We start from the raw sequence: 25,911 nt of genomic DNA on the forward strand, positions 1-25,911 counted from the left end.
TAATGTGGTTATTAATGTTCTTAAAATGAGGTTTTAATGAAATCTACCATATTTTCTGTAAGAAAATAAAGTGTAAAAAATTTGCAGAAATCAAAAAAGTCACTACCTTTGCATCGCTTTCGAAAGGAAGTGAGATCTTTTTTAGGAGAGATGGCAGAGTGGTCGATCGCGACGGTCTTGAAAACCGCTGTACTGAGAGGTACCGGGGGTTCGAATCCCTCTCTCTCCGCAACAAACGCTGAAAATCAGCAGATTGCAAAACAAACACCCAGTTTTACACCCAAGAATGTAAAGTCTGGTGTTTTTGTTTTATTTAAGATAATACAACCACTACATAATAAAAGAGTAGCGATATTAAAAGAATCCGATGAGAAAAGACTAATATTTATCTATCCATTCACTTTGATTTTTCAGGACTTTACATCGTCCTGAAAGTATTTGTTATTGTATTCCAACGTCAGGAGTGGATTATAATACAAGTTTTTTGTGTGGATAGAATTTCGTTTTGCTTAATGTACGAAAGTACTTATCTATAAACGCATGAAATATTAGCACAATGAATCATTGGAAATCAACTTTGGCCGTGATAGGAATAGGCCAACTCATATCTATTTTAACAAGTACGATTGTTGGCTTCTCCATTATTTTTTGGATTAGCAACGAATTTAAATCCCCGACAGCTTTATCTCTGGCTATTTTAGCTGGATTTTTACCACAATTTGTATTAGGCTTGTTTACCGGGGTCTATGTTGACAGATGGAATCGAAAGAAAACGATGTTTTATTCGGACTTGTTCATCGCGTTCTGTACCCTATGTCTTTTTATTGTGATAACCAAGGGTTATAAAGACCTTTCTTTTTTTTATCTATTGACTGCTTGTCGTTCAATAGGCAGTACGTTTCATGCACCTGCTTTACAGGCAAGCATCCCTCTACTGGTTCCCAAGCACCATCTTGTCAGGGTATCAGGTTTGTACCATTCCATTCAATCCTTCAGTGAGGTGATAGCTCCCGTTGTAGGGGCAAGCCTCGTTGTTTGGCTTCCCATACAGTATATTCTGCTCATAGATGTGATCGGAGCTGTTGCTGCTTGTCTGACCTTACTTTGTGTCCAGATTCCTTCTCTTCAAAAAACGAAAGTTCTTCCAGATTTCAAAAAAGAACTGACGGAATGTTGGCATACCTTGCGGCGTACAATGGGCATTTTGCCTTTATTCGTATGCTTTACGCTGGTGACTTTTGTCCTTATGCCTGTTTTTACGTTATTTCCTTTTATGACGCTTCTGCATTTCAACGGAAACATTTTGCAAATGGGAGTTGTGGAAATGGGTTGGGGCTCAGGGGCATTGTTGGGCGGTTTAGTACTTGCCTGTAAGGCTTTGAAAAGCAAGCAAACATTAGTGATGCATACGGCTTATGTGATATTGGGATTGTATCTGATTAGCGCCAGTTATTTACCATCAAGCGCATTTATAGGTTTTGTTTGCCTAACATTTACAGGAGGCATAGCCTATTCCATTTACCATGCGCTTTTCATCGCTATTATTCAGCAGAACTTGGCTTCGGACATGCTTGGACGGACTTTTTCTCTCATCTTTAGTTTGAGTACCTTTCCATCAATGCTGGGTATCGTAGCTTCAGGATATTGGGTGGAAGCATGGGGTATCACATCCGTCTTTATGATCAGCGGATGGGTTATCTTTCTGATTGGAGTGGGTGCAAATTTTATTTCTTCAATCAAGCAGTTGGATAATTACGCATAGTATTATTTATTAAAGAATTATTATATGACAAAGAAAGAACACACTACGATTACAGAGTTATTTCAAGTTTTGGACTTGTTGGAAAGCCTGGACATGCAGTTTTGGTTGGATGGAGGCTGGGGAGTGGATGTCTTGTACGGACAGCAAACCCGCTTGCATAGAGATATTGACATTGATTTTGATGCCAATTATACAGACCAACTCCTTGGTCTTTTGCAGGAGAGAGGATATCAAATTGAAACAAATTGGTTGCCCACCCGTGTGGAACTGTATAGCAAAGAATTAGGCTATATTGATATCCATCCTTTTGTCTTGAATGCGGACGGCACTTCCAAACAAGCCGACTTGGATGGAGGCTGGTATGAATTTCAACCGGACTATTTTGGAACAGCAGTCTTTGAAGGCAGAAGCATCCCTTGCATTTCTGCAAAAGGGCAACAAGTATTCCATTCGGGCTACGATTTAAGAGAGAAGGATATTCACGATTTATCTATAATTAAACAATGTATAACAACAATGAGCCTAACAATTAGATAAGAACAAGAAAATGACAGAAAAACAAATTGTCTGGTATATCTTACTTACAGAAGTAAAGATAGACAGTGACACCCAGTCTGTCACATCCCTGAGTGTAGCTCCATTGGCAGTCTTGCCGGAATTCCAGCGTAAGGGAATTGGGGGGGGGATGTTGATTCAGTAAGCCCATCAGAGGGCAGCACTTTTGGGTTACGGCACAGCAGTCGTATTGGGGCATAAAGAGTATTATCCTCGATTTGGCTATCGCAAGGCTATCGATTTAGGAATTGAATTTCCTTTCGAAGTCTCTCATGAATATTGCATGGTGGCTGAATTAATACCTGGAGCTACTGAGAATGTGAAAGGTATGGTTTGTTATCCAACTGACTTTAAATAGTTTAACAAGTAAAATTCATTATATAACTCGGACTGGGTATTTCAATTTCCCAGTCCGTATTCTGATAGTACTTATTCAATTGGAAGATTGTGTTGCTTCAAGAATGAAAGTTTATCCCAATACCCTCTTTGAAAGACGATTTTGTTATCTTTTACATGAAAAAATCCGCATCCACGAAGTCCAAGAGAGTCTTTCCATTCCATGATAGCCCATTCGCCATCTTCAAAAATATTTTCCACCATACAAACCATTTTAGCAGTGGCAAATTCATTCACAAACATTTTGTAGATTGATTCTTTACCTATTATTGGTTCGTTTGCGACTTGATGATTTACTGCATTAGTAGCATACAGCTCTGCTATATGATAAGCATCTGCTTTGTTAAAGCAATCTATCCATTTTTCCAAAACTTCTTTAGGCTTCATTTTTTATAAATTCTTAGGATTTTGATTCTGTAATAAAAACAATCTGTTTGGATGCATAGATACTTGATTTTATTAATAATAGGCTATTCTATATTCTAAATCCTCTGGATTTTTGCTCTCTCTGCACCGAGTTACGTAGATTCTGCTGTAACTTTTCCCATTGTTCCTTAAACCATTGTACTATGGGTTGTCGGTTTATGGTCAGCATAAGCTTACCACTATCCATCGGATGTTTCTCAACCCTAAAAATATCATTCTTGATGTCAAATTTCCACCTGTGTTCTTCGGAATAAATTTTGCCACTACATTGTATGGATTCTTTCTTTGTCAAGAGGTTTTCTATCATGTCTTTGGTAAACCCGATAACAGCGCATAATTTTTCCATTCTCAACATCTCTTTGAACATGGGAAACCATTTGTGGGCTTTTTCAAGCAAGGTGCTCAATCGTGATATTTCCTTGTCTTTGGCTTCAAGTTCTTGATTATGTATTCTTTGAAGATTACGAATTTGTCTGCTATGCTGTTCCTGTATTTGTTGTATCTGAATTTTTAATTCATCAGTAGCTTTGTCCCGTTTGGTAATTTCCTGATGTAGCTGCTCGATGTGATGTTCCAGTTCTTTCAGCTTACCGCTTCCGAAAAGAGAACCTACACCGCTTGCTATGGCGGTAGCAGCATTGGTGGCTGTTTTCTTTAGTTTGTCCGTGCGTATCTCTGCTTTTACCTGTTTGAGTTCCTGTTCGGCAAGGCTTACTTGTTGTTCCTTGTGTCGCTTGGTTTCCTCTATACGTTGCAGTTCGGCTTTCTGCTTCTCTATGATAAAGTCGTTCCGTTCCAGATGTTCCTTGCCTGTTACAGCCTTTGATTGCCCACGCTCCATCAGCAGAATGTCGGATGCCAAGCTCTGCATTTCGGTCATATCCTCGTCATTGAGTTTGCGGCTCTTGCCTGTATCGTGATTCATCCAGTCGAATACGATATGGGCATGGTAATTCGGCTTGAACCACCTTTCGCCTACTTGGAAACTCTCCATGTCCTCCGGTGCAGGCTGACCGTTCAGCCAATGCCCCTCGTCCTTGTGCAGGAAGATTTGCAGCGGTGTAATGCCCCAGCGTTTTTGGCATTCTTCACCGAATTTACGCACATCTGTCAAAGTGGTGTCCGGCCTGATGAGCAATACTCCCTCACGGATGGGCGAACATCCCGCCACCTTGATAATCTTACCGTTCTTCCCTTTGCGTTTACGCTCCTTTTCCTGCATGGCACGGCCTGTCTTTTCCTTGACCATGCGCTTGATGTTCTCATAGTGCGCCTGCAATTCGAGATTGCCGAAATCGGAATTTATCCACTGTTCATTATCAGCTGTAAGTTCGGGCACGATGTAGATTTTGGACTTGCCGATGTTGCGCATATATTCGGCAGTCCTCCGGTTATGAGCCTCGCTTGATGTCACGTTGCAAGGCTTGATATGTATGCTTGATTTTGTTGCCATCTTTTCAATTTTTAATTCGGTTATTACTAATTTTGTTTGCTGCTTTCCGCTCATAACCGCAAGGGGTTCTTAGGGGCAACCCATAAGCGGAGTTTCCAAAGAGAGGGTCACTCTTTGGTCGGGTTGCATAGGGCTGAAAGCCCTTGCCGGGTTCTTAGGGCAGCGTCCTAAGCCCCTCGGGAGAGCCCACAACTACGCAAGCGAAGCGTGTAGTTATAGTGGGCTATAACCGGAAGCCTTTCGGTTTCTTGGATAACGTATCATTCCTCTTTCTGACGGATTGCATTTGCTCTTTTCCATCAGACATGCGCTTCTGCAAATACTCGTTCAGATCTTTGCATCCGCAGTAGATTTGGGAAGCGTCCCGTATATGCCGGATGCTGTCGTATTCCTTTCGGATTTGCTGCAAGGCTTCCATTCCTGCGCGGTCATTGTCAAAAAAGCAGTGGATGCGCTCATAGCTTCCCAACGGGTAGAGTGCCTTGGAAACATTGGCTACGGAGTTCAGCACCATGTAATCCTGCCTGTCGAAATCGGGGTATTGCGGGCAGCTTTCGAGCCGTAGGGTCAGAAAGGAAAGGTAGTCCATAAATCCCTCGAAAACGAAACAGGTGTTCTTCGGTTCTTGTTGCCGTATGTGTGTAATGTCTTTCGGAGCGATACACCCCTTAAAATATCGGTTGCGTATCTCATAGCCGCCCGATATGTTCGGAAACGCAATGGCGAAGTACTGCTTGTCGTTGTGCGTAAACCGAGCTTCCTTACATTCTCTTTTCGCCAGTGCCGGATTTATCCCCCTTTCCTGCAAGTAAGCGAGCAAGGCAGGAGAAGAAAGCGGCACGATTTCCAACTGTTGGAAACTCGGCTCCGTAAAGGACTGCTTGCGAAAAGAGAAAGAAACGGGGCGCACGTGCGGTGCCTGTTCCTCTATGCGTTTCAAAAGATACGGCACACTGTCCGTTGCATAGAGGTGCGAAGCCAGTGCGATGATGTTGCCGCCCTTGCCGAGTGCAAAATCATACCATTGGTTCCGCTCGGTATTCACCTTGAACGATGCTTCGGTTTCTTCCCTGAACGGCGATTTGTACCAAAGATTGATGCCCTGCCGCTTCACCGGGCTATATCCCAAGCTGTGAAGATACTCTTCCAGCCTGATTTGTTTTGCTGTCTGTATATCCATAAATGATTATCTTTATCGGTTATTGCTTGTTTTTCTTTTCGCCAGTACCTTTTCATATAGGTTACTGGTGTATAACCACTTCACTTTATTGTCGTATATATAGGATACGGCTTAAAGTGAAGCGGTTTGATGCACTCCTGTAACCACTTCGCTTTATCCTAATATATAGACCCTGAGAATAAAGTGAAGTGATTGCGAGGATTGGGCTAATAGTGGAAATCCGGTTCGTACCTGTACTTTCTGCCGTTTTCCTGCACTATCATCCGCTTGTTCTTTAACACTGTGATGAGTTTGACCAGCTTGTTGTCACTTAACGGAATGCCCACCAAGGCATACGACTCTTTCAGTGCTTTGCCCAGTTCCTTATATCCGTATTCGTCCTGTAACGAGAATGCGGCTTCCAGAGCTATCCGGTGCTGTTGCTCGGAAATGTCCTTGCAGGCATCAAACCTTTCACCTTGGGGTCTGCCGGGTGCTTTGGTTTCTGTCTGGTAGTTCTCCATCAGTTCAGGCAATGCCCTGTCATTGATGCGGAAGGCAAACGGCTCGAAGTCCATCGCACGGATGTGCATGGCGGAAACCTTGCTTATGTCCCCGTTGCTCTTGTCCTTTTCAACGAGCAGCACGGTTTCAGCCTTGTTGTTCAGCTCCGTGCCGATATGTCCCCTCGCGTTCTCATCCCCCTTGTTCTGATGGAGTATCGTGTGGATATGTATCTGCCTGTCGTCCGTCCACTGCATCAGCTTTGATATGATGCGTGTCGATTCACTGGGGCTGTTGATGTCATATACCATGTCACGGATGCCGTCTATTATCACCAGACCAAGGTTCGGCGTATGGTAGATTGCCTGTTCGACAATCCTTATGCGCTGCTCCGGCGTGTACTTCCGCAGGGCAAGGAATTCAAGGTTTTCGTTGTCCCTGTCATCGGGCAGCCCTGCCATACGCATGATGCGCTCCATCACATTCAGGCAGTGGTGGGGGCTTTGCTCCGTATCCACATAAAGCACTTTCCGTTTGGCTTCGGGAAGTTCAGCCGCATACCTGAGCACCGTGCCGTTTTTCAATGCCGCCGCCACGATAGCCGACACATTGAATGTCTTCTTGCTTTTGGCTTTGCCGATGGATGCGCTGAAATTTCCCAATGTGCCTATTACAGAACCTTTCACACTGAGGATTTCGGGGGCTTTCTCGTATTTTCCTGACAGGCTCAGCCGTGAGGCTTGCCAGAGGATTACCGCCTGTTCGTCCGATATTTCCCGGATGTCTTTCATATAGTCCATAGCGATTCCTCCCGTTATTTGCGTCCGCCTGTTTTCTTCCCTGCCAGTTCAAGGGCAAGTTCCGCATCCACGATAATCTTGCGCCCAATCTGGGTGATGGCCTTGTCTATCTTCCCGCTTTTCTTTATGCGGTTGGCGGTGGGCAGGCTGCACCCGAACAGTTTGGCTATGCCGAGTATGCCGTACACATATTTCCTGCTTGTGTCCGTTACGGGCTGCGGCTGCGTTTCCGGCTGACCGGATGCGTGCCTGCTTAACATTATAAACTCTTCGCCTGTCATCTGCCAGACGGGTTTGGATAATAATTCTTGGATATTTGTCATAGTCCAATCTAATTAGTCGTTAAACAATCAGCCCTGCGCACTGGCTGTTATTTCTGTTCTCGAACGATGCAAAATTAGATATGGATACGGGTGGTAAGGATGGGGATAATATAATCGAATATCGCTGTATCTTATTGAATATCAGAAAATAAAAATACCACTCAAAAATGAATTTGAGTGGTAAAAGTGGAACTTTCGTAAAGAATCAGGATATGTCACGGATTATCTGAATATCTGCTCCATTTCTTTGGCGAAATTCTGGTTGCTGTCACTGGGGAAATCAGAAACGGGCTCTTTGTACTTGGACTTATAATAACCGTCATCAATATCCAGCAGTTTGAGCATTCCGGCTTTCCATTTGTCCCTGTCCTGTTTGGGGAGCTTTTCGCTCATGAGAAATATCAGATAACATACACGGATTTTCTCTCTCGGTTTGGTTTTCAGTTTGTAGTTGCAGGGTTGCAGGTTCATGTTGGCATAAAAATCCGGTGCGGAAATTTCTTCAAACTGTTCTCCCACACATACTTCATGAATGAGCGAAAGTAATTTCATGCTGAAGTATTCGTGTTGTTCCGTTGTTGTTTCCTGCGGACTGACTGGCTTTCTCGGTTCTTCCTGTCGGTTCCCGTCGGGAATATATTTCTTCAATATGTCCAAGAAAAGGCAGCTTTGACGGTATATGTCCGCACAACGGTTCTTCATATATTGGAATGCCTCCTTTCTTGCAGCCTTTTGCAGGTCATAGAGTTCGTTCAGTCTGGCTTTTTCCCTGTCGTATTCAGCCTTGCAGCGTTCATATTCTTTCTCCGCCTGCTTTTCTTCTTCGGCTGTATGTTCCCTGTAACCGATGGAATCATACCTGTTGTTGGCTTCATTCAGCGGCTTGCTCAGACTTCTTGTGACATCCAGTTGGGCTTCAATTTCAAGGGAATACCTTTCCATGTGCTGATGGCAGACACGCTCTATGGCACTGTCACTTATGGGGTGCGTTTCATAAGCCTGTATGCTCTTTTCTATTTCGGTTTTCAGGCTGTTGAGTATCAGGGTGTATTGTTCTTTTTGCCTGTCAAGCACCAGTTCAAGGATGGCGGCTTCAAAAGACTTCATGTCATTGTACTGCTGACAGAAATCGGAAATAAATTTCTGCCTGTCAAAAGAGAAAACGTGATTGTCTATATAGTCCCTGTATATTCTGTAGAGTTCCCCGTATCGGGGAATCATCGTCTGTATATTGTCTGCCATAGGTGTCCTACTTTTGTCTGTTCTTTTCATTGTCAAGAAGCATCGTCAGTTCTTCCTCCACCTGTTCTATGCTCGGCAGTGCCGATTTCAGGTTTTCCGGCACAGCCTTGCTGAGCTGATAATCGCTGATGCCGATAGGCTGGTCATAGCCGGTCAGCGCATATTGTGCGACAATCTCATCCTTGCCCTTGCACAGCAGCAGCCCGATGGTCTTGTTGTCATTCTCTCCCCTCAGCTTGTCATCCACCACATTGATGTAGAAGTTCAATTGCCCGGCATATTCCGGTTTGAACGGGGTGGCTTTCAGTTCCACGACCACGTATGCATGGAGTTTTATGTTGTACAGAATCAGGTCGGCATAGAAATCGCTGTCGCCAATCTGGAAATGCTTCTGCCTTGCGACAAAGGCGAATCCGCTGCCCATCTCCAGCAGATAGCGGGTGACGTGCTTCACCAGTTGTTCCTCTATGTCCCTTTCGTCCGCCCGTTCTTTGGCTCCCGCCAAGTCAAAGATATACGGGTCTTTCAACAGGTAGTTGGCAAGGTCGCTTTGAGGTGCAGGAAGCGTGGCGGTAAAATTATTGACCTTGCGGCTGTTGATTTGCCGTTCAAACAATTTGCTTTCAATCTGCATTTTAAGGACGTTGCTGCTCCATCCCATTTCCACGGATTGCTTCATATACCAATAATCGACACCTAATGGAAGTGAACTGTTCAGCAGAATCACATGGCTTGCCCAGTTGATTCTTGCGACAGGTGATGCCAGGAACAGTTTTTCTATGTCCTCTATCGGTATTCGGCAAACGGTAGCTACTGTTTGGGCTACATCCTGAATTTGTGCAAGAGGTTCTTGCACAATTGTAACTTCCTTGTTGTCAGAGGATGGAATTTGTGCAAGAGGCTCTTGCGTAAATGACACATTGTTCAGGCATTGGATTTCATCCGTGATTTTCTGCACACTTGGAGCAAGTATTTTCGCATCGGTTTCTATGAAACTCCGTAATGCGCCCAATGGATAGGAGCGTGCGAACTGGCACATATAAGCCAAGTTCCTGACCGAATATCCTTTCTTTTCGGGATAACTGAACCGTATTGCCTGCGCCAGTTTCTTGATGACCTTGCCGCCCCAGCCTTGTCGGTTCTGATGGTACAATATGTAATTGCCCATCTTCCAGTAGTGGAACAGCATCTGCGCATTGGCGGCACTGATGAGCCGGACTTGCGCCTGCTCTATTTCCGAGCCGATGGCATTGACGAAAGCCTCGAAACTCCTTTTCTCTATGTTGTTATCGTTGTTGCTCATTGTTGTATGTATTGAAAGTCACAAAGATAAGCCCAATAACAGGCATCCCGTGAAACTTGCTGATTGTTTTTTATAGTTGGTTGAATTTGTTCATTGCATTTGCCTTGATGTCATCTGCGATGTCAATGTAAGGTTTCATGGCTTTATAATCGCTGTGTCCCGTCCATTTCATGACCACTTGTGCCGGGATACCGAGAGCCAAGGCGTTACAAATGAATGTCCTTCGTCCGGCATGGGTACTTAACAATGCGTACTTTGGCGTAACTTCATCTATACGTTCATTTCCTTTATAATATGTTTCCCTTACAGGCTCGTTGATTTCGGCAAGCTCGCCCAACTCTTTCAGATAATCATTCATTTTCTGATTGCTGATGACTGGCAGTGCCATGTTGTTCTCAAAGTGAATGTCCTTGTATTTTTCAAGTATGGCTTTGCTGTATTTGTTCAGCTCTATGTTTAGGCTGTCCGCCGTTTTGACGGTAGTAACTTCTATGTGGTCGGATTTGATGTCACTTCGCTTCAAGTTACGGACATCTGAATATCTTAGACTCGTAAAGCAGCAGAACAAAAAAACATCCCTGACACGTTCCAGATATTGTTTGTCTTTGGGTATCTGATAGTCTTTCAGTCTATTCAATTCGTCCCATGTCAGAAAGATTACTTTCTTTGAGGTGGTTTTCAATTTCGGTTTGAATGTATCATATGCAATGTTTTGATTATATCCCTTTTTGAAGCTCCATCGCAGGAACCATTTGAGAAATCCTATCTGTTTGCCGATGGTACTGTTTCTCATGTCTTTTTTGTCACGCAGGAAGTTTACATACTCGTTTAGCCCAAACTCATCGAAATACTCAAAAGTCACATCTTCTTTGAACTCTTTCAGGTGATTTTTTACGGCTGCAAATTTTTCGTATGTAGATTCTGTCCAGTTGTTCTGATTGCCACATTCCTTGACAAACTCATCAAATATCTCCCAAAAACTTATTTTAGTATCTTCCTGTTGCTCCTCACTGTCATTTTTCATTCGCAGATTGAACGCATCTTTTAACTGTTGGGTGGTCGGCATGGTTTCCTGTACCTCAAATTCTTTGAACACGTTTTGAATTTCGGCATAGTATCTTAGCAAATCCGCATTGATTTCGGATGCGCTTTGCTTTAACTTATTGGTACATCCGTTCTTTACACGCTGCTTGTCTGCATCCCACTTGGCTACATCAATGCGGTAGCCGGTTGTAAACTCGATGCGGTGACTTGCGTATATGACACGCATACGGATGGGAACGTTCTCCACGATTGGAACGCCGTTCTTTTTGCGGCTTTCAGGTGCAAAAATGATGTTTCGTTTGATGTTCATGACTGGGTGTATTTGAAATTCTGCACCCAAATATACACCCAAAAATTGAAATAGCGAGCGATATTCGATAATATTTAGATTTAATTATGATTGTAATAAGCTGGTTATTAATAGGCATTTGCGATTGTGTGATATTTTGAGATAGTACAGGTTCGAGAGCCTCTCTCTCCGCTGACAACCTTAACTATTAAGGTTTTACAAGTAAGGCACCCAAAAAGGAACCCATTTTTAGGTTCTTTTGGGTGCTTTCCTTTTATCCCCCGTTAAAACAATTTGCGGAAGAAGCCGACTACGGCCGTAAATACTTTCGTCTTCCGAAGGAAGAAAAAGGCAACCGCCAATAGTACCAAAATCCCGAAAATGTAACGCCACCTGTACGGGTCGGCCGCCGGCTTCTCGGTAATATCGGCTTCCTTATCGGTGTCCGTATTCACTTTTTCCGCCTTGGTCGTTTCCGTCTTCTGTTCTTCCTGTGTTACCCCGGTCGCTTCGGTATTCTGTTTTACCGTGAATGTTTCGATACTCTTAATAGCTCCCTGCCTTCCGGTATCGGGCGGCTGCTTTTCTTTCGGTTCCTTCGGCCGGTTCTTGGGCGTGTCTGCAACCGTCTTAGACGGGCCGCCCGTCTTCGTAGTGCTCTGCTTTACCGGCAGGGTATCGGGTTCCGGCGGGAAAAACTCGATTTTCGTATAGGTTACTTCTACGCCTTCGGTTTTCGTACTGTCTACCGTCCGGCGAAATTCGGCCGCCGTCGTTTCGTCCCGCTTTTCTTCGGTCTTAGCCGTTTCCTTCGTGCTGCCGGCCAACTTTCGCGGCGTGCTGCAACCGGCAAGCAATACGGATAAAAGCAACGCAATTACTACTATGCTAAATTTCGGTTTCATACTGAATATTTTAAGGCGTTAAGCCGGTTAAGCCACCCTTTGATAAACCGCTTTTGCGAAGGGTCGCGTTCCACAATCCGGTAAAGGAAGGCTTTGCGCTCGGCCTTAATCGTGTCGAACAATGTACGCGGGTCGGCGTTATTGACTGCCTGCAAGGTCTTCGGGCCTACGATACCGTCCGCTTGTACTCCTAATACGCGCTGGGGTATCTTAATACCGTTCGCGCCGGAACCCCAGACCCAATCCACCAAAATATCGGCGACCGGCTGGCTTGCGATGTCGTCGGCCTTCCACCTGTCCCAATAGTGGGGCTTTAATACCCGGTTCAAAACGTCGTCTTCCGTAAGTAGTTTAAGGTCGTCTACGTCTATATCGCCGTCCCCGTCCTTATCGTAGCCTACTTTGCGCCAAGTAGCAATAGTTACGCCTTTGTTCGTCGCGCCGCCTTTATCCAGCGGGTCGTTTACAAACCCGCCTTCCCACTTCAAAATGAAGGGTAATAGTTTTCTTACGTCTGCCATATCGAATTAGTTTTAGGACAATAACGTAGCTATCTGAACCCCGGCCTTGCGTATCAACATACCGACCTTTTGCGCGTCCATTTCGGTATTACAATAGGTTAGGCCGACAATACCCAAGGGTGCGGTTCCCTTGTATATCGCCAATAGTGCTACTTCGGTTACGTTATTGGACTTCATTTTGAAATACAGCTTTTGGTCTAAGGGCTTAATATCTTCGATACTGCCGTAGAAAAAACCGTCTTCCAAGACCTTAGCAAGCAATGGATAACGCGAAAGGCTAAAATCTGCGTATTCTTCTTCCACCCCTAAAACGCCGTCTTTCGTCGTTTCCAATCGCATAGAACCGAATAGGAACGGCAACCCGGAACCCAAATTAGAATTTCCGTTATGAAATTCGATAAGCCAAGACCGCCCGGCTTCGGATTTGTTTAACAGCCGTTCCAAAATAAGGCGTATTTCGGTATCTGATTTTATACGCTTGGCTATCGCGTCTTCGTGCTGTTCAGTTCTCGTATTCTCGATTTTCTCCAACAAATAAGTAGGATTAAGTGCGAAGAATACGACGTACCCCGATAGCAGAAGGATAAACAACCCTTTGATAATCGAGAAAAAGCCGTATTTGTTTTGCAAGGCTATTAGCTTTTGAAGAAAACCGATACCCTTTTCTATTTTCTGTTCCATAGCTACTACAATTTAGACCCCGTAACTTCTATTCCTACTTTCTGCAAATCGGCCCGAACCATAGCCTTTACCGCGATGACTTCGGAAAGGTAGGCTTCGTATTCCGTTTTGTCCGTTTCGTCCGTCGATAGCCCAAGCACAAAAGCGTTATACTTGTTGATAAGGCTAAATTCTTCGGTTTCGTCCCGGCGGGAACGCAAAACGGCCTTTACGCATTTGTCGTAATCCGGCCGGCCCCATACTTCCACCGTGTCGTAGTCGTACGCCTTCCTTGCGGCCGGGGCCTGTTCGCCTTCCTGTTCGGCCATAGGTTCCGGCTGTATTTCCACTTCGGTAATATTGTAGTTGTAATGCCAACTGCCGTTACCCAAGTCCTGCAAAATGGGCGGTCTATCGTTTGAATTTGATTTCATACTTCGATGTTTTAGAAAGTTTCTTAATCAAGTGTTTGCTATCGCAAGACTTCGCCCAACCCCACCAAGGGCAAATAGCCTGCTTAAAGTCCTTTTCGGATAGTGGCCTTTTCCGCTTGTTAATTTTCGCCAACCGCCGGCAAAAGGTCTTTTTAATGCCCTTTCGCATTTTGGTATGCGTGTGGAAAAATACATATCCTACGAAGTCGATACCGCGAGCCGCTACGGGGAAAACTTGCCAGTTCCCTTTAACCTCTAATTTCAAGTCCCCCAAATACTCCCTAATTTCGCCCATTAAGGAATGAAGGTAGGCTTTGTCGGGCGCAAGTATTACAATATCGTCCGCATAGCGGAAGTAATATTTTACGCCTTTCTGCTCCTTTATCCAATGGTCGAAGTAGGTTAAATAAAGGTTAGCGAAATATTGGCTTAGATAATTTCCGATAGGTACGCCGTCCGCCGAATCTACAATTTCGTCAAGTAGGCGAAGTAGCCTTTTATCCTTCAACTTGCGGCGTAGAATGGATTTTAGCACGTCGTGGTTAATCGAAGGATAGAACTTGCGAATATCCAATTTCAAGCAGAACGTAGTACCTTCCGGGTCTTCCCGTAGGGCTTGTTTTACCTTCTTCGCGGCCGCATGAATCCCCCGGTTCTTAATGCAGCTATAAGTGTCCGCCGTGAAAGTCGAAACCCATATAGGCTCTAAGACGTTCATTATAGCGTGGTGCAAAATACGGTCGGGAAAGTAAGGCAAGCGGTATATTTCCCGTTCTTTGGGTTCGTAAATAGTGAATACGTCGTACTTAGACGTATGGAAAGTACCGTTTAGCAAAATTTCGCGTAACTTCAATAGGTTTGCTTCCCTGTTTTTGTCGTGTTCTATAACTCCGTACGTGCGTAACTTACCCTTACGGGCCTTTTCGTCCGCAAGCTGCAAGTTCTCGATAGAACAAATCTTTTCGTACAAGTTACCTATTCGCTTCATTGCGTTACTCGTTTGCTGATTTCTTAGGGAACGTTCGGGAAGTCCTACTAATGCCCCTTAAATAGTTGTTGTTTTTTGCCAAGTGGCAAGGTTTTTACCCCCATAAAAAAAACTGCATAGCTGAGAGCCGATATTCGCATTCGTATTCGAAGCCGTGTTATTCGTATTCGCGTACGAAAAGCCGGCATTCGCGCTGTTATTCGCATTACCGCCGAAAAGCACGCCCCAAGGGTAAACCGCCTATAATTCTATTCGAAATAATACCTTGTACCCGAAGCCCGCATAGTTACTTTACGCGGAAAGGCGTTGCGCTCCTTAATCTTCCCAAGGATATATTTAATTTCCTGCGAATTGGTAAAGAACTTCCGCGCTTCATTATCCGGGTCTTCTCGGTTGAACTTAATCTTAACCAAGAAGCGGTTATTTCCGAACTTCGTTTTAACGTCGTCCAAATAGTCTACAACCCAAAACGAAAGATTGATTAACTTTTGCTGGTTCGTTTCCGGGCAGTTGAAATGCTTGTTATTCGCGTCCGGCTCAATCTGCAAGAAAGCCAAACTTCCGTCGTCCTGTCTGTTGTTGTTTTCCATTTTTGCGAAAAATTGAACGGCGGGCGTTCGTCCTGATTTGGGCTAATTCGAAAGCCCGCCGTAGTTAAACCTTCTTTGTTAAATGCGTTCCGTTACGTGTCGTTTCAAGCGGGTAAAAAGCAAAGCCGAGAGCCGATATCCGCAGTCGTAGCCGAAGCCGCGTTAAGCGTATGCGCGTACGAAAAGCCGGCAAACGCGCCGTAATGCGCATTACCGCCGAAAAGCACGCCCCTTTGTCCGGTATTGCTTGCTACGTTCGTATAGAAGTAATCGGCGAAGTAAGTAGTAGAACTTGCGCCTACCTCTACCGGCATATTCTCGCCGTACTCGCCAATCATCATAATTTTAACGTAGCCTTCCTTTCGGGGTAACTCGCCGCGCTTTTCGTAATCGGTATAGTCGCTATCTTGGTACTTGGCCGGGTCGGTACATACGAAGAACTCACTAACGCCGCCAGCGTCCGCACTTTGAATATTGCACTTGCAGCCGTCCGTCCAACTCCATACGTGCCCGAAAGGATTTTCCAAACCTCGGTAGCTGGGTACGCTAAGGGTTTGGGTATTCGTGCCGGCATCGTCTTTATTTACCGTATATTCTACTACGCCGGTCTTGTTTCCTAACGCGTTAGTAACACCGCAAGGAATTACCGGGTAATACCCGAATAAATCCCAATTTGAAAGGTTGGTAACGCCTTGGCTTAATCCGCCCTGCTTATATCCTTCGCTCGTGGGTTCGGCGTTATAGGCAAGCTGGCAATTAAAGTTAGCGTATTCGACGGCATAAAGCCACCAACAAGTTTTTTGTACCTCGTAAACGTCGCAATTCCAACCTGCCCCGTTCTTGCCGGCATTACCTCGGTTACGTGCGTATGCCCGGAAATTGGTAAGGCTGATAACCGTAGCAGGCATACCTATAAGCGACTTAAATGTACCGTCTTTGCTTGCGTCGTTGTTACCCCCTCGGAAAGCTGCGGAAGTGTTTACGACGCTTGCAAGTTTCGGCGTAGCCGATACGGTGCGGTCTACGGCTGCTTCATAAGCCGAACGATAGGCAAGCGGTACCAAGTGGAACCCCGGTAATGCGTGTTCAGAAAGAAGACAGCGAAATTTAGTACCGTCTACTTCGAACTTGCGGTAGTGGGCCGGTATTTCTACCATTACCTGCCCGTCGGTACCGTCAAGTTTGGCAGCCGCCCCCGTATCGCGCTTGGTGCTGTCGTTCGCATGAAGGTAGTAAGCCACCGTTCCGTTATCGCGCAAGATACAACGGCGCATTTTACTTTGAATAGGCAGCGAAACGTGAAGTTCCGGGCGACCAATTCGGGTACAAGCCGAAGAAGCTACGTTAGAATCCCATTCTATACCGTAGTAGTAATCGTAGGGAAACGTCGGCTTCGTGTTTCCTACTCCAATCAATAAACCCATAGCCGTATAAGATTTAGTACCCCCACACAAGGGTAGCGTTAATACTCGTTTGCTTAATCTCGCGGACTATTTCGGGGTTCCAGCCTGTTTCGAAGCGCGTAGCTACGAACTTGCCCGGCTCCATGCCCCAAAGGTTTACTTCAAGAACTACGGCGGTTTCTCCGTCGTTCTTAATGTTAAATGGCGTATCTTCCATTTTGAAGTTACCCGTACTTAGCCCTTCAATGGGGCCAATTCTTCCAATTTGGGCGGAAACCGTTTCGCCCCCTCTCGTTGTACTCATTTCTCCTATTTTTTAAGTTACACAAAAATACCCACTCGCGTATTATAATAATACGCTTGTTGGTAAAATATTAAAAACTCACAACTATTGCCAAGTCTTTTCTAATATGTCAGTACCCCAATTTAATACAATCCAATATGGTTGCCCATTGGAATAAGGAACGCATAGTAATTCTATAACTCGCCCTAATATTTGTATGGCAAAAGGGTCGGTTTCATCTATTGTTCCGGTTTTAGGCTTTCCGCCAATACCTATATAACTCGATTGGGATGCCGAGGATACAAGTAGTACCGTCTTTGCAAAAGAGGCCGGCGTTCTTGTATAGGGCGGGAATCTATTATTTAAGATAGTTATACGCGCCCCGATATACTTTTCATCGAATGGTAATTCTATCCAATCTTCGTAAGAATGGTAGGTATCTTCAAGGCCGGACGAAACGATATTTAGGTTTTCTTTTATCTGGAATACGTGCCTTGTTGAGTTCCAAACCGCGTCCGAATCTCCAAGATAAATAAAAGGTGTTTGTAAATATCCTGCGAAAATACCTTTTGAAGTATACATAGAACCGTCCTGTAACACCCTAAAAGGTGCGGACGCGCGATTGGCTTTTGTCGCCCCCGCCCAAAACCTAACGCTTGTTTCGCTGGTTCCTTCGCCCGTAATTCCCGCTTTAATTGTACTGTCGTTTCCGGCAAGTTGTACGGTACCGGAAGTAACTATACCACCATTTATTACGGTCTGCGTATTGTCGTATTCTACTGCTTCTACCCAATCGGAAGCAACGAAATTCCCCGTAGTTCGGGTTACATTACACTTACGTAATACTTTCCCGTCTACCCAAATATCGCCTTTTTTATACGGCGGTATTGGCTGGGCCGTATATACCTTATTATTGTCGCCTATCATTTCTTCAAGGTCGGCAACGTCCTTTATAGAACCGTCCGAAGAAACGAATTTTATATTACCGCCGATTTCGCCCGCGTCCAAATCAAAATAAGTTTGTCCGTCCGCGCTTTGAACACGTCCCGTAGTAAGAAAACGCCCGTTAATGGTAGTCGCGCCATAAGTAAGGGCAATAAGACGCGCCGGCCGTTTCCCGTCGGTGTCCGTTATCGCGCTGCTTAGGCTTCCCACCAAGAAATAGTAATATGTCGGGTCGCTGTCTACCTTTCGTTGTACTGTATCGAAAACGATGTTTCCGGCCGTACCGGTCTTTTGGCAACGGGCGTATATGTAGTACACCGTCCCGCTTACAAGGTTCGAAAAGGTGGCCGTATTTAGCTGCCAACTTTTTACGGTTTCCGCTATCGTATAGTGAACCAACGTACCGCCTACCACCTTTACCGTATTGGGATTCCCTTCGTAGTTCGGTTCAAAGCGGGTGTTCTGTAATACGAACTGCTGGGAACGTGCGCCGGTGGCTAACATGGTCGTTTCAATCGAAAGCGGCTTTATCTTCTCGCTGTAATAGTGGCCTTCGGGGTCGAACACGTTAGCTAATACCTCTTGGCTGGCTTTCCAATTGCGGCGGGCCTTCGATGGGTCGGCAAGGTCGTTTATCTCTATAACATTGTCGATTTTCTGCAAGTCTTCGATAACGCGGGTTATCGTCGTTTTGGTTACGCTATCGCCCAAGGTTATATTATACTTGTATTCCCGCAGCAAATCGCGCGTAAAGGCCGTAATTCGTACCGATTTGTTTACGCCTATGTCTTCATCTTCCACCGGGATATAATCGCCGACGGCGAAAAGGTTTACTACGGTCAATTCGCCGGCGAACTGACGTATAAAATTTTCGTCGATACTTAACCCGTACTGTACTTGCGGCTGGCTGTATTCGGCTATTGCCTTGTTGCCTTCCGCAAGGAGTTTGTTTTCCGCGTCGGTCTTGTAAGCGTCCGGCAAATTTATATCCGTGAAGAAATACTTATCGCCTACGCCGAACTGAAACGCCGCACTTGTTTCGCTGGGGAACTTCATGCCGTTTTCGTCCGTGAACGGTACCACCTGTATTTCCTTCGTCGCGTGGTCGTACTTGTGTATGTCAAATTCATAGCCTGCCAAGTTTCCGGTAGTGAACTTTACCTTTGCAGTAGCTCCGTCGATAAGCCACTTTGTATTACCCGCGCTATCCTTTTCGTTAAGGTCGAAGTTCATAGTAGCGTCCTTAAAAGCATAATACGCGCTTCCGGCGGCTGTTACTTCGCCGTAGCGTTCGGGTCTAATGTCGTCGAATATCTTTGTATTCTCCTTCAAACCGTACGCCGCAATAGCAGCCGCGTTTTCAATGTAGGAAGCGTTCTTAGCCTTTCCCGGAAGACAAAGGCGGGAATAGCGGTATTTGTTCCCAAGATTGCTATTACCACCATAAACGTACAGGCGGGTAACTACGTTCTTGGAATTGATATTTTGGCGCGTCAATTCGTAAAGCCCGCCGGTACGACCGTACCGGAAGGTATAGGGGAAGTTTACCCCGGCCGTTTTGATATTGAGCGTACGAACCCCGTTAGCTTGGGTAATCTCAAATTCGGTACCCCATTGCGTACAGAAGTCCTGCAATACTTCCAAGCAATTCTTTTCCGTATAGGTAAGCGTTTTATACTCCGTATTGGCCGGGAAAATGCCTAACACCCATTTACCCGGATATACGCGGGTAAGGTTCCCGATAAGAATACCTAAGAAGTCTTCTAAATCGCCCGTAAAGCTATCTAATACGGTATCGTCCGGTAACAAAAATTGCACGTCTATTAACTCGTACTGTACGCCTTCGAAAGTAAGGGTATATTCGAAATTCCGGTTTCCGGTCTTCTTAATACCCGGAAGCTGGTTAAGGGTATAGGTCTTCCCGTAAACGTCTATTTGGTCGCCCAAATGGAAGGTTAAGGGCGTGGCACTTTTAACGGTTATCGCCACCGTATCGGCCCCCAACAGCGTAATACTCTGTTCGGCCTTGGTAACGCCGGATTTACGCGCCCGTGAGGTCAAAAGGGCCGTAGTCCCGTCCGGGTGTCTTACTATAATTTGTTCCATACGATAATACCGTTAGTAGTGAAACTTTCTATTTCTTCGATAACGCCAGCGACAATGGCGTAAAAAATTCCGTCGGTCGTATATTCGTGGCTGGTTGTTACGTCGGTTCCGTAAACGTCGTTCGTTTGGGTTCCGTCGCCCCAAAAGATAGTAACCGCCTTCTTGCTGGTTAGGGTAATCGTTAGCGTCTTCGTATCATTGCTTAAACGCTGGTGCCGTACGATACGCTTTACCGGGTCGGGTTCCTTCAACTTCAAGGTAAAGGTTCCTACCATAAGGTCGTCATTCCAACGCTTGCTAATGGCTACCCCGTTTTCGTTATAGACTTCGTAAAGCAACGGTTTTGTAGGGTGTATATCTACCATAAGCCGCTGGGTATTGGGCCGGCTGAATACGTCCAAGAAATCGTTTAGCTTCGTAACAAAGTCTACCTTCCCGTTCGCTTTCATAAAGCAATTAAGGGTTATTTCGCGGGGTTGCAGTATCTTGTTTTCAAGGTCTACTATCTCCCCGTGATAATCCGGCCAATCGACGGAAACCGGGGCTTTCATCTTGGGCCGGTCAAGAAGTCCGCTACTTTCGCTTACATAAATATCCCAAGCCTTAAAATCGGTTCCGTCTATGCTGTAAGCCAATTGCGCCACCGTAGCGATACTATCGGTAATTTCCGCCTGCGTTAAAGCGGTGTTATAGACCTTCAATTCGTCGATACAACCGTACCCGTTGGCGGTCGTATAAATGTCTTGCAGGATAGCGAAACCGGTAGGCTGGGCCGGCAGCGTAATGGTCTGCACTAATGCGGTATCAAGGTAAATGCGGATTGTTAGGCCCTCTTTAACGATAACCCAATAGCCCCAAGTATCGGCCGCAAGGTTAAACCACGCTTCCGTATAACCTTCCAACGCTTCCCACCGTGCGAAAAATCCGATACGTTTGCCTGTAAAACCGTCCGGGAAGGCCGAACGCTTCAACCAAGCAAGAAGGGTAAAGTTTCCGGTAAGGGGAATTACGTTTTTGTCTATATCGCAATGCCCGCTACCGTCGAACTTTATACAATTGCCTTGCTTTCCGCCGGTAAAATCCGCTTCTACTACCGTACCGTCCGCCCGTGTCTTGCTGTAATCGTAGGCAACGGTAGAACCGGCCGCTTCGTCGAAAGGCATATTTAGGATAATGTTACTTTCGTCTGCCATATCAATACGTTTTAGTCGTTTTACGAATAACTTTTATTATCGCGTGCCCTTCGCCGTCGCCGGTGGTGGTCGTCAAGTTCCCGCCGTAGTGGTTTACGCAAATCTTCGCGTTGTCCCGTGCTTCTACCTCTACGGTGGTATCGTCGAACACGTCTACCATGACGAAGGAATTACCGGTAGCAAGAACCTTTAACCGGCTTTGGTGCTTTACGAATATCTGCCCGACGTTCCAACCGTCGTAAGTGGCTGTACCCTCGCAATGCCCAAGGGCTACTACGTGCCGGAAGTTTCCGGCCGTAATAGCTCGGTCGAGGAATACGCCGTAGGCTTCGCAAGTGCCTACGAAGTGCCGGCGTATAAATTCATTGCTGGGGTACTCGTTGCTTAGGCAGAAGTCGATACCTTCAAGGTACATTTTTATAAGTTTGTCTTTCTCCTTGGTGTCTATAAGGCGGTCGTACCATTCTTCGCAAATGCCTTTCTTTTTGGCGTCGCGGGCCAATTGTTTATTTACTTTCATATCGCTACATTGTTATTCCTTGCGCCCGTAACGGGTCGGACGCACTTCCCGAAGTATTTTTTTCTATCTGTTCAAGGTACCGGTTCGATACGCTTAGTTTGCCGTCGATATTGGCAAGGTGTATAAGCTGCTGGCGCAAAACCTCTATTTGTTGTACTTGGTTTACACGCACGGCGTTCGTTTGTCCGGCCAATAAATCTATACTTTCTTGGCTGGCTCCCTTAATGGCTCCCGATAGGCTCGTAGTGGGGTCGCCTGTATCGTCCAAGTCCTTAAACAAATCTTCGTACAATTTCAAGGCTTCGGCGTACCCTTGGGCTATCGAGTTTACCCTATCCTTAAACCGCTGTTGTTCTTCCGGGGTCAAGCCGTCGAAGGAACCGCCGCCTTCTTCATCGAAACCCATATCGCGATGCAACTGCTTTACGGCACTTTGTAGCTGCTGTTCAAGAAATTGTTTCTTTAAGGCGTTCTTTACGGCATTACCTAATACTTGGTTCGTAACCTTTTCAATCGCATTTTTTACATTGTCGCTATTGAATCCGTCCGCGTAGGCTTCGGCTATCGCGTCGGACAATTGCGTAGCCAAGTCCTTCGCCGAAGTCTGCGTAACGCTTTCCGTAATTTCGGCTATGGTATCTTCGATTTGGCGGCCTAATTCTTCGTATTGTTCCTTGTATTGGTTTACCTTGCCGCTATCGGTTTTCTTCTTCCCTTCTTCCTCTTGCCACATGGCCCGCAAGTGCGCTTGTTGTTCGCGCATATTGTTGATAAGGGCCTTTTGGTTGTCGTAAACCGATTCGCCTAACGCCTTATCTACGGCGTGTTCGAGTGCTTTATACACTCGTTCCAATTCTTCGACGGCGGCCGCGTGCTTCTTAATGGCACGTTCGGCCCGGCGGTCGCGGAAGTTGAACACTTCGAACGCGGAAGAAATAAGGCCGATACTACCCTGTATAATCCCCAGCGGGTTGCCGGTTGCGATACCGGTAGCCAACTGCCCGGCGGAACCTATCATTTCGCCGATGTCGCCTAAAAGCTGCTGGGTTACTTCGTCGCCGGCAAGCCCCATATTCGAAAGCGCACCCGTAACCGCGTCGAACGAACCTTTTACCAAATCGGCCGTAGCCCCTACACTTTTGAATACTTCGGATAGGTTCGCTTTGCTTGCGTCCTTCTTATAGTCCTTCAAAGCCGTAGAAAGGGCCTTAAACGGGTTGCGGGTCTGTACTTCGTCCTTGGCTTCCCGTAGCTTGCTTAAAACTACGTCTAAGTCTTTCGGGTCGAGTTCTACGCCTAATTGGGCTTTTTGCGCTTCTATCTTGGCTATAAGGGCCTGTATTTGCGCCGTCGTAAGGTCGTCAAGGTTCCCGAAAAGTTGTTCCCAAGCCCCGCTATCCTGCAATTCTTGCAATGCGGCTGACGAAAGGGCCTTATTCTTTGCTTCCTGCAAACGCGCTACTAATTCTTCGTTCTTCTGCTCGGTCGCCAAGGCTATTTTTTCGTCGTATTGGGCGGAAATATCGGCGCATTTCTGTTGGTAGGTTTTGTATTCCTCTACCAATGCGTCGTAGTCCGTTGTCTGCTTTAACTGCTGGGTGGTATCGAGCGTTTTTAACTGTGTTTCGAGTATTTTCTTTCGCTCTGCGTCCGTTTCCTTCTCTATCGCTATTTCCAATTCCCTACGGCGGGTTTGGTACGATAATTCCGCGTCTATTTTACTTTGCAAATAGTCGTTATAATCGCGCATGGCCTTCGCGTAGTCCTCTTGGGCCTGCGTCGCTATATTCGCTTGCTCGGTGTCTAAAACTGCCCCTTTTTCCTTGGTTAGTCCGCTATCGTCCGTTTCGAGTTCTTTACGTTTGTCGGCGATAATCGCCAACTTTTCTACAAGGGTATCGGCTAACGAAATCTGTTTTTCCAAACTCTTGGTATAACCGTCCATGTAAGTATCTTTTTCGATACTTACAAGCTCGTTAGACACTACCGATATTTTCTTATTCCGGTCGGCCGTTTCCGGAAATGCTTCCAACTCCCGTTTAAGGTTTTTAAGGTAGGCTTCGTAACTTTCGCCGTCGGCCAATAATCCGGCAAATTCCGTCTTCGCGCTATTCCGTATATCTTCGTTCGTGGAATTTAGCCAATTGGCGTACTCTTGGTATTTCTTTTTTCGTTGCTCTAACTTCTCCGTAAACGGGTCTTTCTCCTTATCGCCGCCGGTATCGGTGGCCGTCAAGTCTATTTTTTTAAGTAATGCTTCCTGCTCTTGGATTTGCTTTAACAACGCCGTCCGTTCCGTATCGGTGGCCGCTTCCTTATACTTCGTTTTCAAGGCGGAAATAGTCTTTTCCAAAGCCGCTATACTGCCTTCCGCTATTTGCTCCGAACCGGCACCTATGAAAGCCAATATTTCGCGTTCTTTATCGGAAAATTCTACTTGCTGGCGTACCAATGCTTCGTACTCTCTTTCGGCCTTCTCTACGGCTGCTTCTGCCTTCTGCCAATTGCTGGATTTTTCCAAAACAACCCCTTTTCGCTGCACGCCGTAACCGTCCGTATAGGTTCCCTTCTTCGATACATACGCTTTCGGGGTGGCTTCTAATTCCTGCTGGGCCTGTAATACTTCCTTGTATTTTTCTACGGCCAATTCCTGTACGGCCAAAGCCTTAGCACGCTGTAAACAGGCTTCTATAAACTTGGATTTATTGGCTACTAACAAATCTTCCGCGTCTTTTACCGTTCTAATGGAAAATCCCAAATCATCGAAGCGGTCTTTATTGTCTTCGATAAATTTGTTTTTCGCGTTCATGTCGTTGCCGAGCTTATTCCAAGCGTAGGCAAGTTCGTTAATAGCCGCTATGGGTTCTACGGCCGTTTCTACGACCTTCGAATTAAATTCTTCTTGCGCTTTCTTGGCTTCCCTCGTTTTGCTTATGTACTTCGATACAAGGGTAATTACCGCTGTAATCGCTACCGAAAGCCCCAAGGTAAGAGTAGCCATTAACGCCTTTGCCGCAACGTTAGAAATACCCAGCGCAACGCTCATACGGGTAATAGCTGCCGTATAAAGGTCTTTTGCCTTACGAAGCGTTACTAACATAAATGCTTCGTCTTTGTCTAACATTAACTGAACTTCGCGTAAGCCTATGGTTATAGCCATTAAAGACTGAATTTTAACCATAATCTTTTGCATATTCTCGTTTTCGCCGGCAAACAGGCTTACCGCACCTTGGGCGGCGGAAAAGGCACCGGCAACGCCGGAAATACCGGAAATAAGACCTTCCCAGCCGCGTTCGCCTTTCTTCAAAATATTAGCCTGCGTGGTTACTGCGTCCATAGCTTCGCTAAGCTGGCCGAACCGTGCCTGTAATTTGGCGTACGCTTCCGAATTGGTTTCGCCGGCAAGTTCCATAGCGGCCAATTCCTCGCGTACTTCCCGTAGCTGGGTGCGGAAGGTCTTTTGCGCTGCTGCGTTCTTCTGTACTTCTTCGTAACGCTTCTTAAATGCGCGTTCTTCCTCGGCGAGTGCGTCGGCCGATTCTCCAATTTCTTGTAATAGACGTTCGCGTAATCTTATTTCTTCTACTATTTTTTGCTGTTCCTTCGTTCTATGTCCAGACTGCCCGTAAACCGTACTATATATACCCCCGGCTTCGGCTCCAAGTCTTGCATATTCCTTTTTCAAATCGGAAATAGCATTACTATGGGTTGCCGCCATAGCGTCAATGTCCCTAAATGCTGCGTCGATTTGGGCGGCAATTTCCTTAAAGGCGGCTTCCATTTGTTCGCCACCTTCTACGGTTGCGTTAGTGAATCCTTGTATTCGCCTTTTTGTTTCGTCCAATGCGCTATTTATTTGCCCGTTATTCGCAATTATATCGAACTCCAAGGCACCGCCTTTTATATTCATCGGATAAGGTTATTTATTTGTTGTAAAATACTTTCGGCGTTCTCGCTGGTTATCTTGGTCGCTTTGGTATCTGTGCTTCCGTCTTCGTCGTCGGCAATACTTGGCGCGTCAATTAACAACCGTTGCACAATGGCCCATGCTACGCCGTGATGTAAGTAATCCCAAGTCCAGCCAAGGTGGGCGCAAATCGAACCCCG

Annotated in this window: 22 protein-coding genes and 1 tRNA gene; 3 read left to right on the plus strand and 20 right to left on the minus strand. The window is 45.8% G+C overall.

The annotated features are described in order from the left end of the window. Window positions 1–144: 144 nt before the first annotated feature. The 3 genes from NMU02_RS04180 (at window position 145) to lnu(AN2) (ending at window position 2,299) form a co-directional block, all read left to right on the plus strand. Window positions 145–229 (plus strand) — tRNA-Ser (locus NMU02_RS04180). Window positions 230–556: 327 nt separating this feature from the next. Beyond that, window positions 557–1,762, plus strand: coding sequence for a macrolide efflux MFS transporter Mef(En2) (gene mef(En2), locus NMU02_RS04185; RefSeq protein ID WP_005924254.1), 1,206 nt, complete (start codon window positions 557–559; stop codon window positions 1,760–1,762). A 24-nt stretch (window positions 1,763–1,786) separates the two neighbouring features. Next, a complete protein-coding gene (gene lnu(AN2), locus NMU02_RS04190; protein ID WP_005924251.1) occupies window positions 1,787–2,299 on the plus strand; it encodes a lincosamide nucleotidyltransferase Lnu(AN2) in 513 nt (170 codons plus the stop codon). A 447-nt stretch (window positions 2,300–2,746) separates the two neighbouring features. Here the strand turns inward: lnu(AN2) and NMU02_RS04195 are convergent, their stop codons facing one another. The 20 genes from NMU02_RS04195 to NMU02_RS04290 all read right to left on the minus strand — a co-directional run bounded on the left by NMU02_RS04195 (window position 2,747) and on the right by NMU02_RS04290 (window position 25,714). Then, window positions 2,747–3,100: a nuclear transport factor 2 family protein gene (locus NMU02_RS04195; RefSeq protein ID WP_004308780.1), complete on the minus strand. Its 354-nt coding sequence runs from the start codon at window positions 3,098–3,100 to the stop codon at window positions 2,747–2,749. A gap of 88 nt (window positions 3,101–3,188) precedes the next feature. After that, complete coding sequence (locus NMU02_RS04200; protein ID WP_255026211.1) at window positions 3,189–4,592, minus strand: mobilization protein; 1,404 nt, start codon at window positions 4,590–4,592, stop codon at window positions 3,189–3,191. A gap of 223 nt (window positions 4,593–4,815) precedes the next feature. Beyond that, complete coding sequence (locus tag NMU02_RS04205; RefSeq protein ID WP_255026015.1) at window positions 4,816–5,772, minus strand: DUF8464 domain-containing protein; 957 nt, start codon at window positions 5,770–5,772, stop codon at window positions 4,816–4,818. A gap of 206 nt (window positions 5,773–5,978) precedes the next feature. Continuing rightward, on the minus strand, window positions 5,979–7,055 hold the full coding sequence (locus NMU02_RS04210) for an AAA family ATPase (protein ID WP_255026017.1): 1,077 nt from the start codon (window positions 7,053–7,055) through the stop codon (window positions 5,979–5,981). Window positions 7,056–7,069: 14 nt separating this feature from the next. Further along, window positions 7,070–7,378, minus strand: coding sequence for a DUF3853 family protein (locus NMU02_RS04215; RefSeq protein WP_009317188.1), 309 nt, complete (start codon window positions 7,376–7,378; stop codon window positions 7,070–7,072). 222 nt (window positions 7,379–7,600) lie between these two features. Beyond that, on the minus strand, window positions 7,601–8,620 hold the full coding sequence (locus tag NMU02_RS04220; RefSeq protein ID WP_255026018.1) for a hypothetical protein: 1,020 nt from the start codon (window positions 8,618–8,620) through the stop codon (window positions 7,601–7,603). Between the two features lie 7 nt (window positions 8,621–8,627). After that, window positions 8,628–9,923, minus strand: coding sequence for a PDDEXK nuclease domain-containing protein (locus NMU02_RS04225; RefSeq protein WP_255026019.1), 1,296 nt, complete (start codon window positions 9,921–9,923; stop codon window positions 8,628–8,630). A gap of 70 nt (window positions 9,924–9,993) precedes the next feature. Continuing rightward, window positions 9,994–11,277 carry a site-specific integrase gene (locus tag NMU02_RS04230; RefSeq protein ID WP_065739599.1) on the minus strand — a complete coding sequence of 428 codons (1,284 nt, stop codon included), beginning with the start codon at window positions 11,275–11,277 and terminating at the stop codon, window positions 9,994–9,996. 263 nt (window positions 11,278–11,540) lie between these two features. Continuing rightward, complete coding sequence (locus NMU02_RS04235; RefSeq protein WP_255026020.1) at window positions 11,541–12,161, minus strand: hypothetical protein; 621 nt, start codon at window positions 12,159–12,161, stop codon at window positions 11,541–11,543. Continuing rightward, a complete protein-coding gene (locus NMU02_RS04240; RefSeq protein ID WP_255026021.1) occupies window positions 12,158–12,682 on the minus strand; it encodes a glycoside hydrolase family 108 protein in 525 nt (174 codons plus the stop codon). Before NMU02_RS04240 ends, NMU02_RS04235 begins: the two co-directional genes overlap by 4 nt. 12 nt (window positions 12,683–12,694) lie before the next feature. Continuing rightward, window positions 12,695–13,363: a hypothetical protein gene (locus tag NMU02_RS04245; protein ID WP_255026022.1), complete on the minus strand. Its 669-nt coding sequence runs from the start codon at window positions 13,361–13,363 to the stop codon at window positions 12,695–12,697. A 5-nt stretch (window positions 13,364–13,368) separates the two neighbouring features. Further along, window positions 13,369–13,776: a hypothetical protein gene (locus NMU02_RS04250; RefSeq protein ID WP_255026023.1), complete on the minus strand. Its 408-nt coding sequence runs from the start codon at window positions 13,774–13,776 to the stop codon at window positions 13,369–13,371. Beyond that, window positions 13,754–14,764: an RNA-directed DNA polymerase gene (locus NMU02_RS04255; RefSeq protein ID WP_255026024.1), complete on the minus strand. Its 1,011-nt coding sequence runs from the start codon at window positions 14,762–14,764 to the stop codon at window positions 13,754–13,756. Before NMU02_RS04255 ends, NMU02_RS04250 begins: the two co-directional genes overlap by 23 nt. Window positions 14,765–15,012: 248 nt before the next feature. Further along, on the minus strand, window positions 15,013–15,354 hold the full coding sequence (locus tag NMU02_RS04260) for a DUF8468 domain-containing protein (RefSeq protein WP_255026025.1): 342 nt from the start codon (window positions 15,352–15,354) through the stop codon (window positions 15,013–15,015). A 104-nt stretch (window positions 15,355–15,458) separates the two neighbouring features. Next, window positions 15,459–16,778: a hypothetical protein gene (locus tag NMU02_RS04265; RefSeq protein ID WP_255026026.1), complete on the minus strand. Its 1,320-nt coding sequence runs from the start codon at window positions 16,776–16,778 to the stop codon at window positions 15,459–15,461. A 13-nt stretch (window positions 16,779–16,791) separates the two neighbouring features. Further along, window positions 16,792–17,061, minus strand: a complete 270-nt coding sequence (locus NMU02_RS04270; RefSeq protein ID WP_255026027.1) for a hypothetical protein — start codon at window positions 17,059–17,061, stop codon at window positions 16,792–16,794. Between the two features lie 84 nt (window positions 17,062–17,145). Beyond that, a complete protein-coding gene (locus tag NMU02_RS04275) occupies window positions 17,146–20,091 on the minus strand; it encodes a phage tail protein (RefSeq protein ID WP_255026028.1) in 2,946 nt (981 codons plus the stop codon). Next, window positions 20,076–21,284, minus strand: a complete 1,209-nt coding sequence (locus NMU02_RS04280; RefSeq protein WP_255026029.1) for a LamG domain-containing protein — start codon at window positions 21,282–21,284, stop codon at window positions 20,076–20,078. The genes NMU02_RS04275 and NMU02_RS04280 overlap by 16 nt, the downstream gene beginning before the upstream one ends. 1 nt (window position 21,285) lies before the next feature. After that, window positions 21,286–21,804: a hypothetical protein gene (locus NMU02_RS04285; protein ID WP_255026030.1), complete on the minus strand. Its 519-nt coding sequence runs from the start codon at window positions 21,802–21,804 to the stop codon at window positions 21,286–21,288. Between the two features lie 4 nt (window positions 21,805–21,808). Continuing rightward, window positions 21,809–25,714: a hypothetical protein gene (locus NMU02_RS04290; RefSeq protein WP_255026031.1), complete on the minus strand. Its 3,906-nt coding sequence runs from the start codon at window positions 25,712–25,714 to the stop codon at window positions 21,809–21,811. Window positions 25,715–25,911: the final 197 nt, after the last annotated feature.

It is taken from the genome of Coprobacter tertius (genome assembly GCF_024330105.1).
Taxonomy (GTDB): Bacteria; Bacteroidota; Bacteroidia; order Bacteroidales; family Coprobacteraceae; genus Coprobacter; species Coprobacter tertius.

Bases quoted from the DNA above. Each gene is read 5' to 3' on its own strand.
- NMU02_RS04255 (WP_255026024.1), bottom strand. From the start codon at position 14,764: ATGAAGCGAATAGGTAACTTGTACGAAAAGATTTGTTCTATCGAGAAC.
- NMU02_RS04230 (WP_065739599.1), bottom strand. From the start codon at position 11,277: ATGAACATCAAACGAAACATCATTTTTGCACCTGAAAGCCGCAAAAAG.
- NMU02_RS04195 (WP_004308780.1), bottom strand. From the start codon at position 3,100: ATGAAGCCTAAAGAAGTTTTGGAAAAATGGATAGATTGCTTTAACAAA.
- NMU02_RS04200 (WP_255026211.1), bottom strand. From the start codon at position 4,592: ATGGCAACAAAATCAAGCATACATATCAAGCCTTGCAACGTGACATCA.
- NMU02_RS04265 (WP_255026026.1), bottom strand. From the start codon at position 16,778: ATGGGTTTATTGATTGGAGTAGGAAACACGAAGCCGACGTTTCCCTAC.
- NMU02_RS04210 (WP_255026017.1), bottom strand. From the start codon at position 7,055: ATGGACTATATGAAAGACATCCGGGAAATATCGGACGAACAGGCGGTA.
- NMU02_RS04285 (WP_255026030.1), bottom strand. From the start codon at position 21,804: ATGAAAGTAAATAAACAATTGGCCCGCGACGCCAAAAAGAAAGGCATT.
- NMU02_RS04215 (WP_009317188.1), bottom strand. From the start codon at position 7,378: ATGACAAATATCCAAGAATTATTATCCAAACCCGTCTGGCAGATGACA.
- NMU02_RS04205 (WP_255026015.1), bottom strand. From the start codon at position 5,772: ATGGATATACAGACAGCAAAACAAATCAGGCTGGAAGAGTATCTTCAC.
- NMU02_RS04220 (WP_255026018.1), bottom strand. From the start codon at position 8,620: ATGGCAGACAATATACAGACGATGATTCCCCGATACGGGGAACTCTAC.
- NMU02_RS04240 (WP_255026021.1), bottom strand. From the start codon at position 12,682: ATGGCAGACGTAAGAAAACTATTACCCTTCATTTTGAAGTGGGAAGGC.
- NMU02_RS04275 (WP_255026028.1), bottom strand. From the start codon at position 20,091: ATGGAACAAATTATAGTAAGACACCCGGACGGGACTACGGCCCTTTTG.
- NMU02_RS04250 (WP_255026023.1), bottom strand. From the start codon at position 13,776: ATGAAATCAAATTCAAACGATAGACCGCCCATTTTGCAGGACTTGGGT.
- NMU02_RS04260 (WP_255026025.1), bottom strand. From the start codon at position 15,354: ATGGAAAACAACAACAGACAGGACGACGGAAGTTTGGCTTTCTTGCAG.
- NMU02_RS04280 (WP_255026029.1), bottom strand. From the start codon at position 21,284: ATGGCAGACGAAAGTAACATTATCCTAAATATGCCTTTCGACGAAGCG.
- NMU02_RS04270 (WP_255026027.1), bottom strand. From the start codon at position 17,061: ATGAGTACAACGAGAGGGGGCGAAACGGTTTCCGCCCAAATTGGAAGA.
- NMU02_RS04245 (WP_255026022.1), bottom strand. From the start codon at position 13,363: ATGGAACAGAAAATAGAAAAGGGTATCGGTTTTCTTCAAAAGCTAATA.
- NMU02_RS04235 (WP_255026020.1), bottom strand. From the start codon at position 12,161: ATGAAACCGAAATTTAGCATAGTAGTAATTGCGTTGCTTTTATCCGTA.
- NMU02_RS04225 (WP_255026019.1), bottom strand. From the start codon at position 9,923: ATGAGCAACAACGATAACAACATAGAGAAAAGGAGTTTCGAGGCTTTC.
- NMU02_RS04290 (WP_255026031.1), bottom strand. From the start codon at position 25,714: ATGAATATAAAAGGCGGTGCCTTGGAGTTCGATATAATTGCGAATAAC.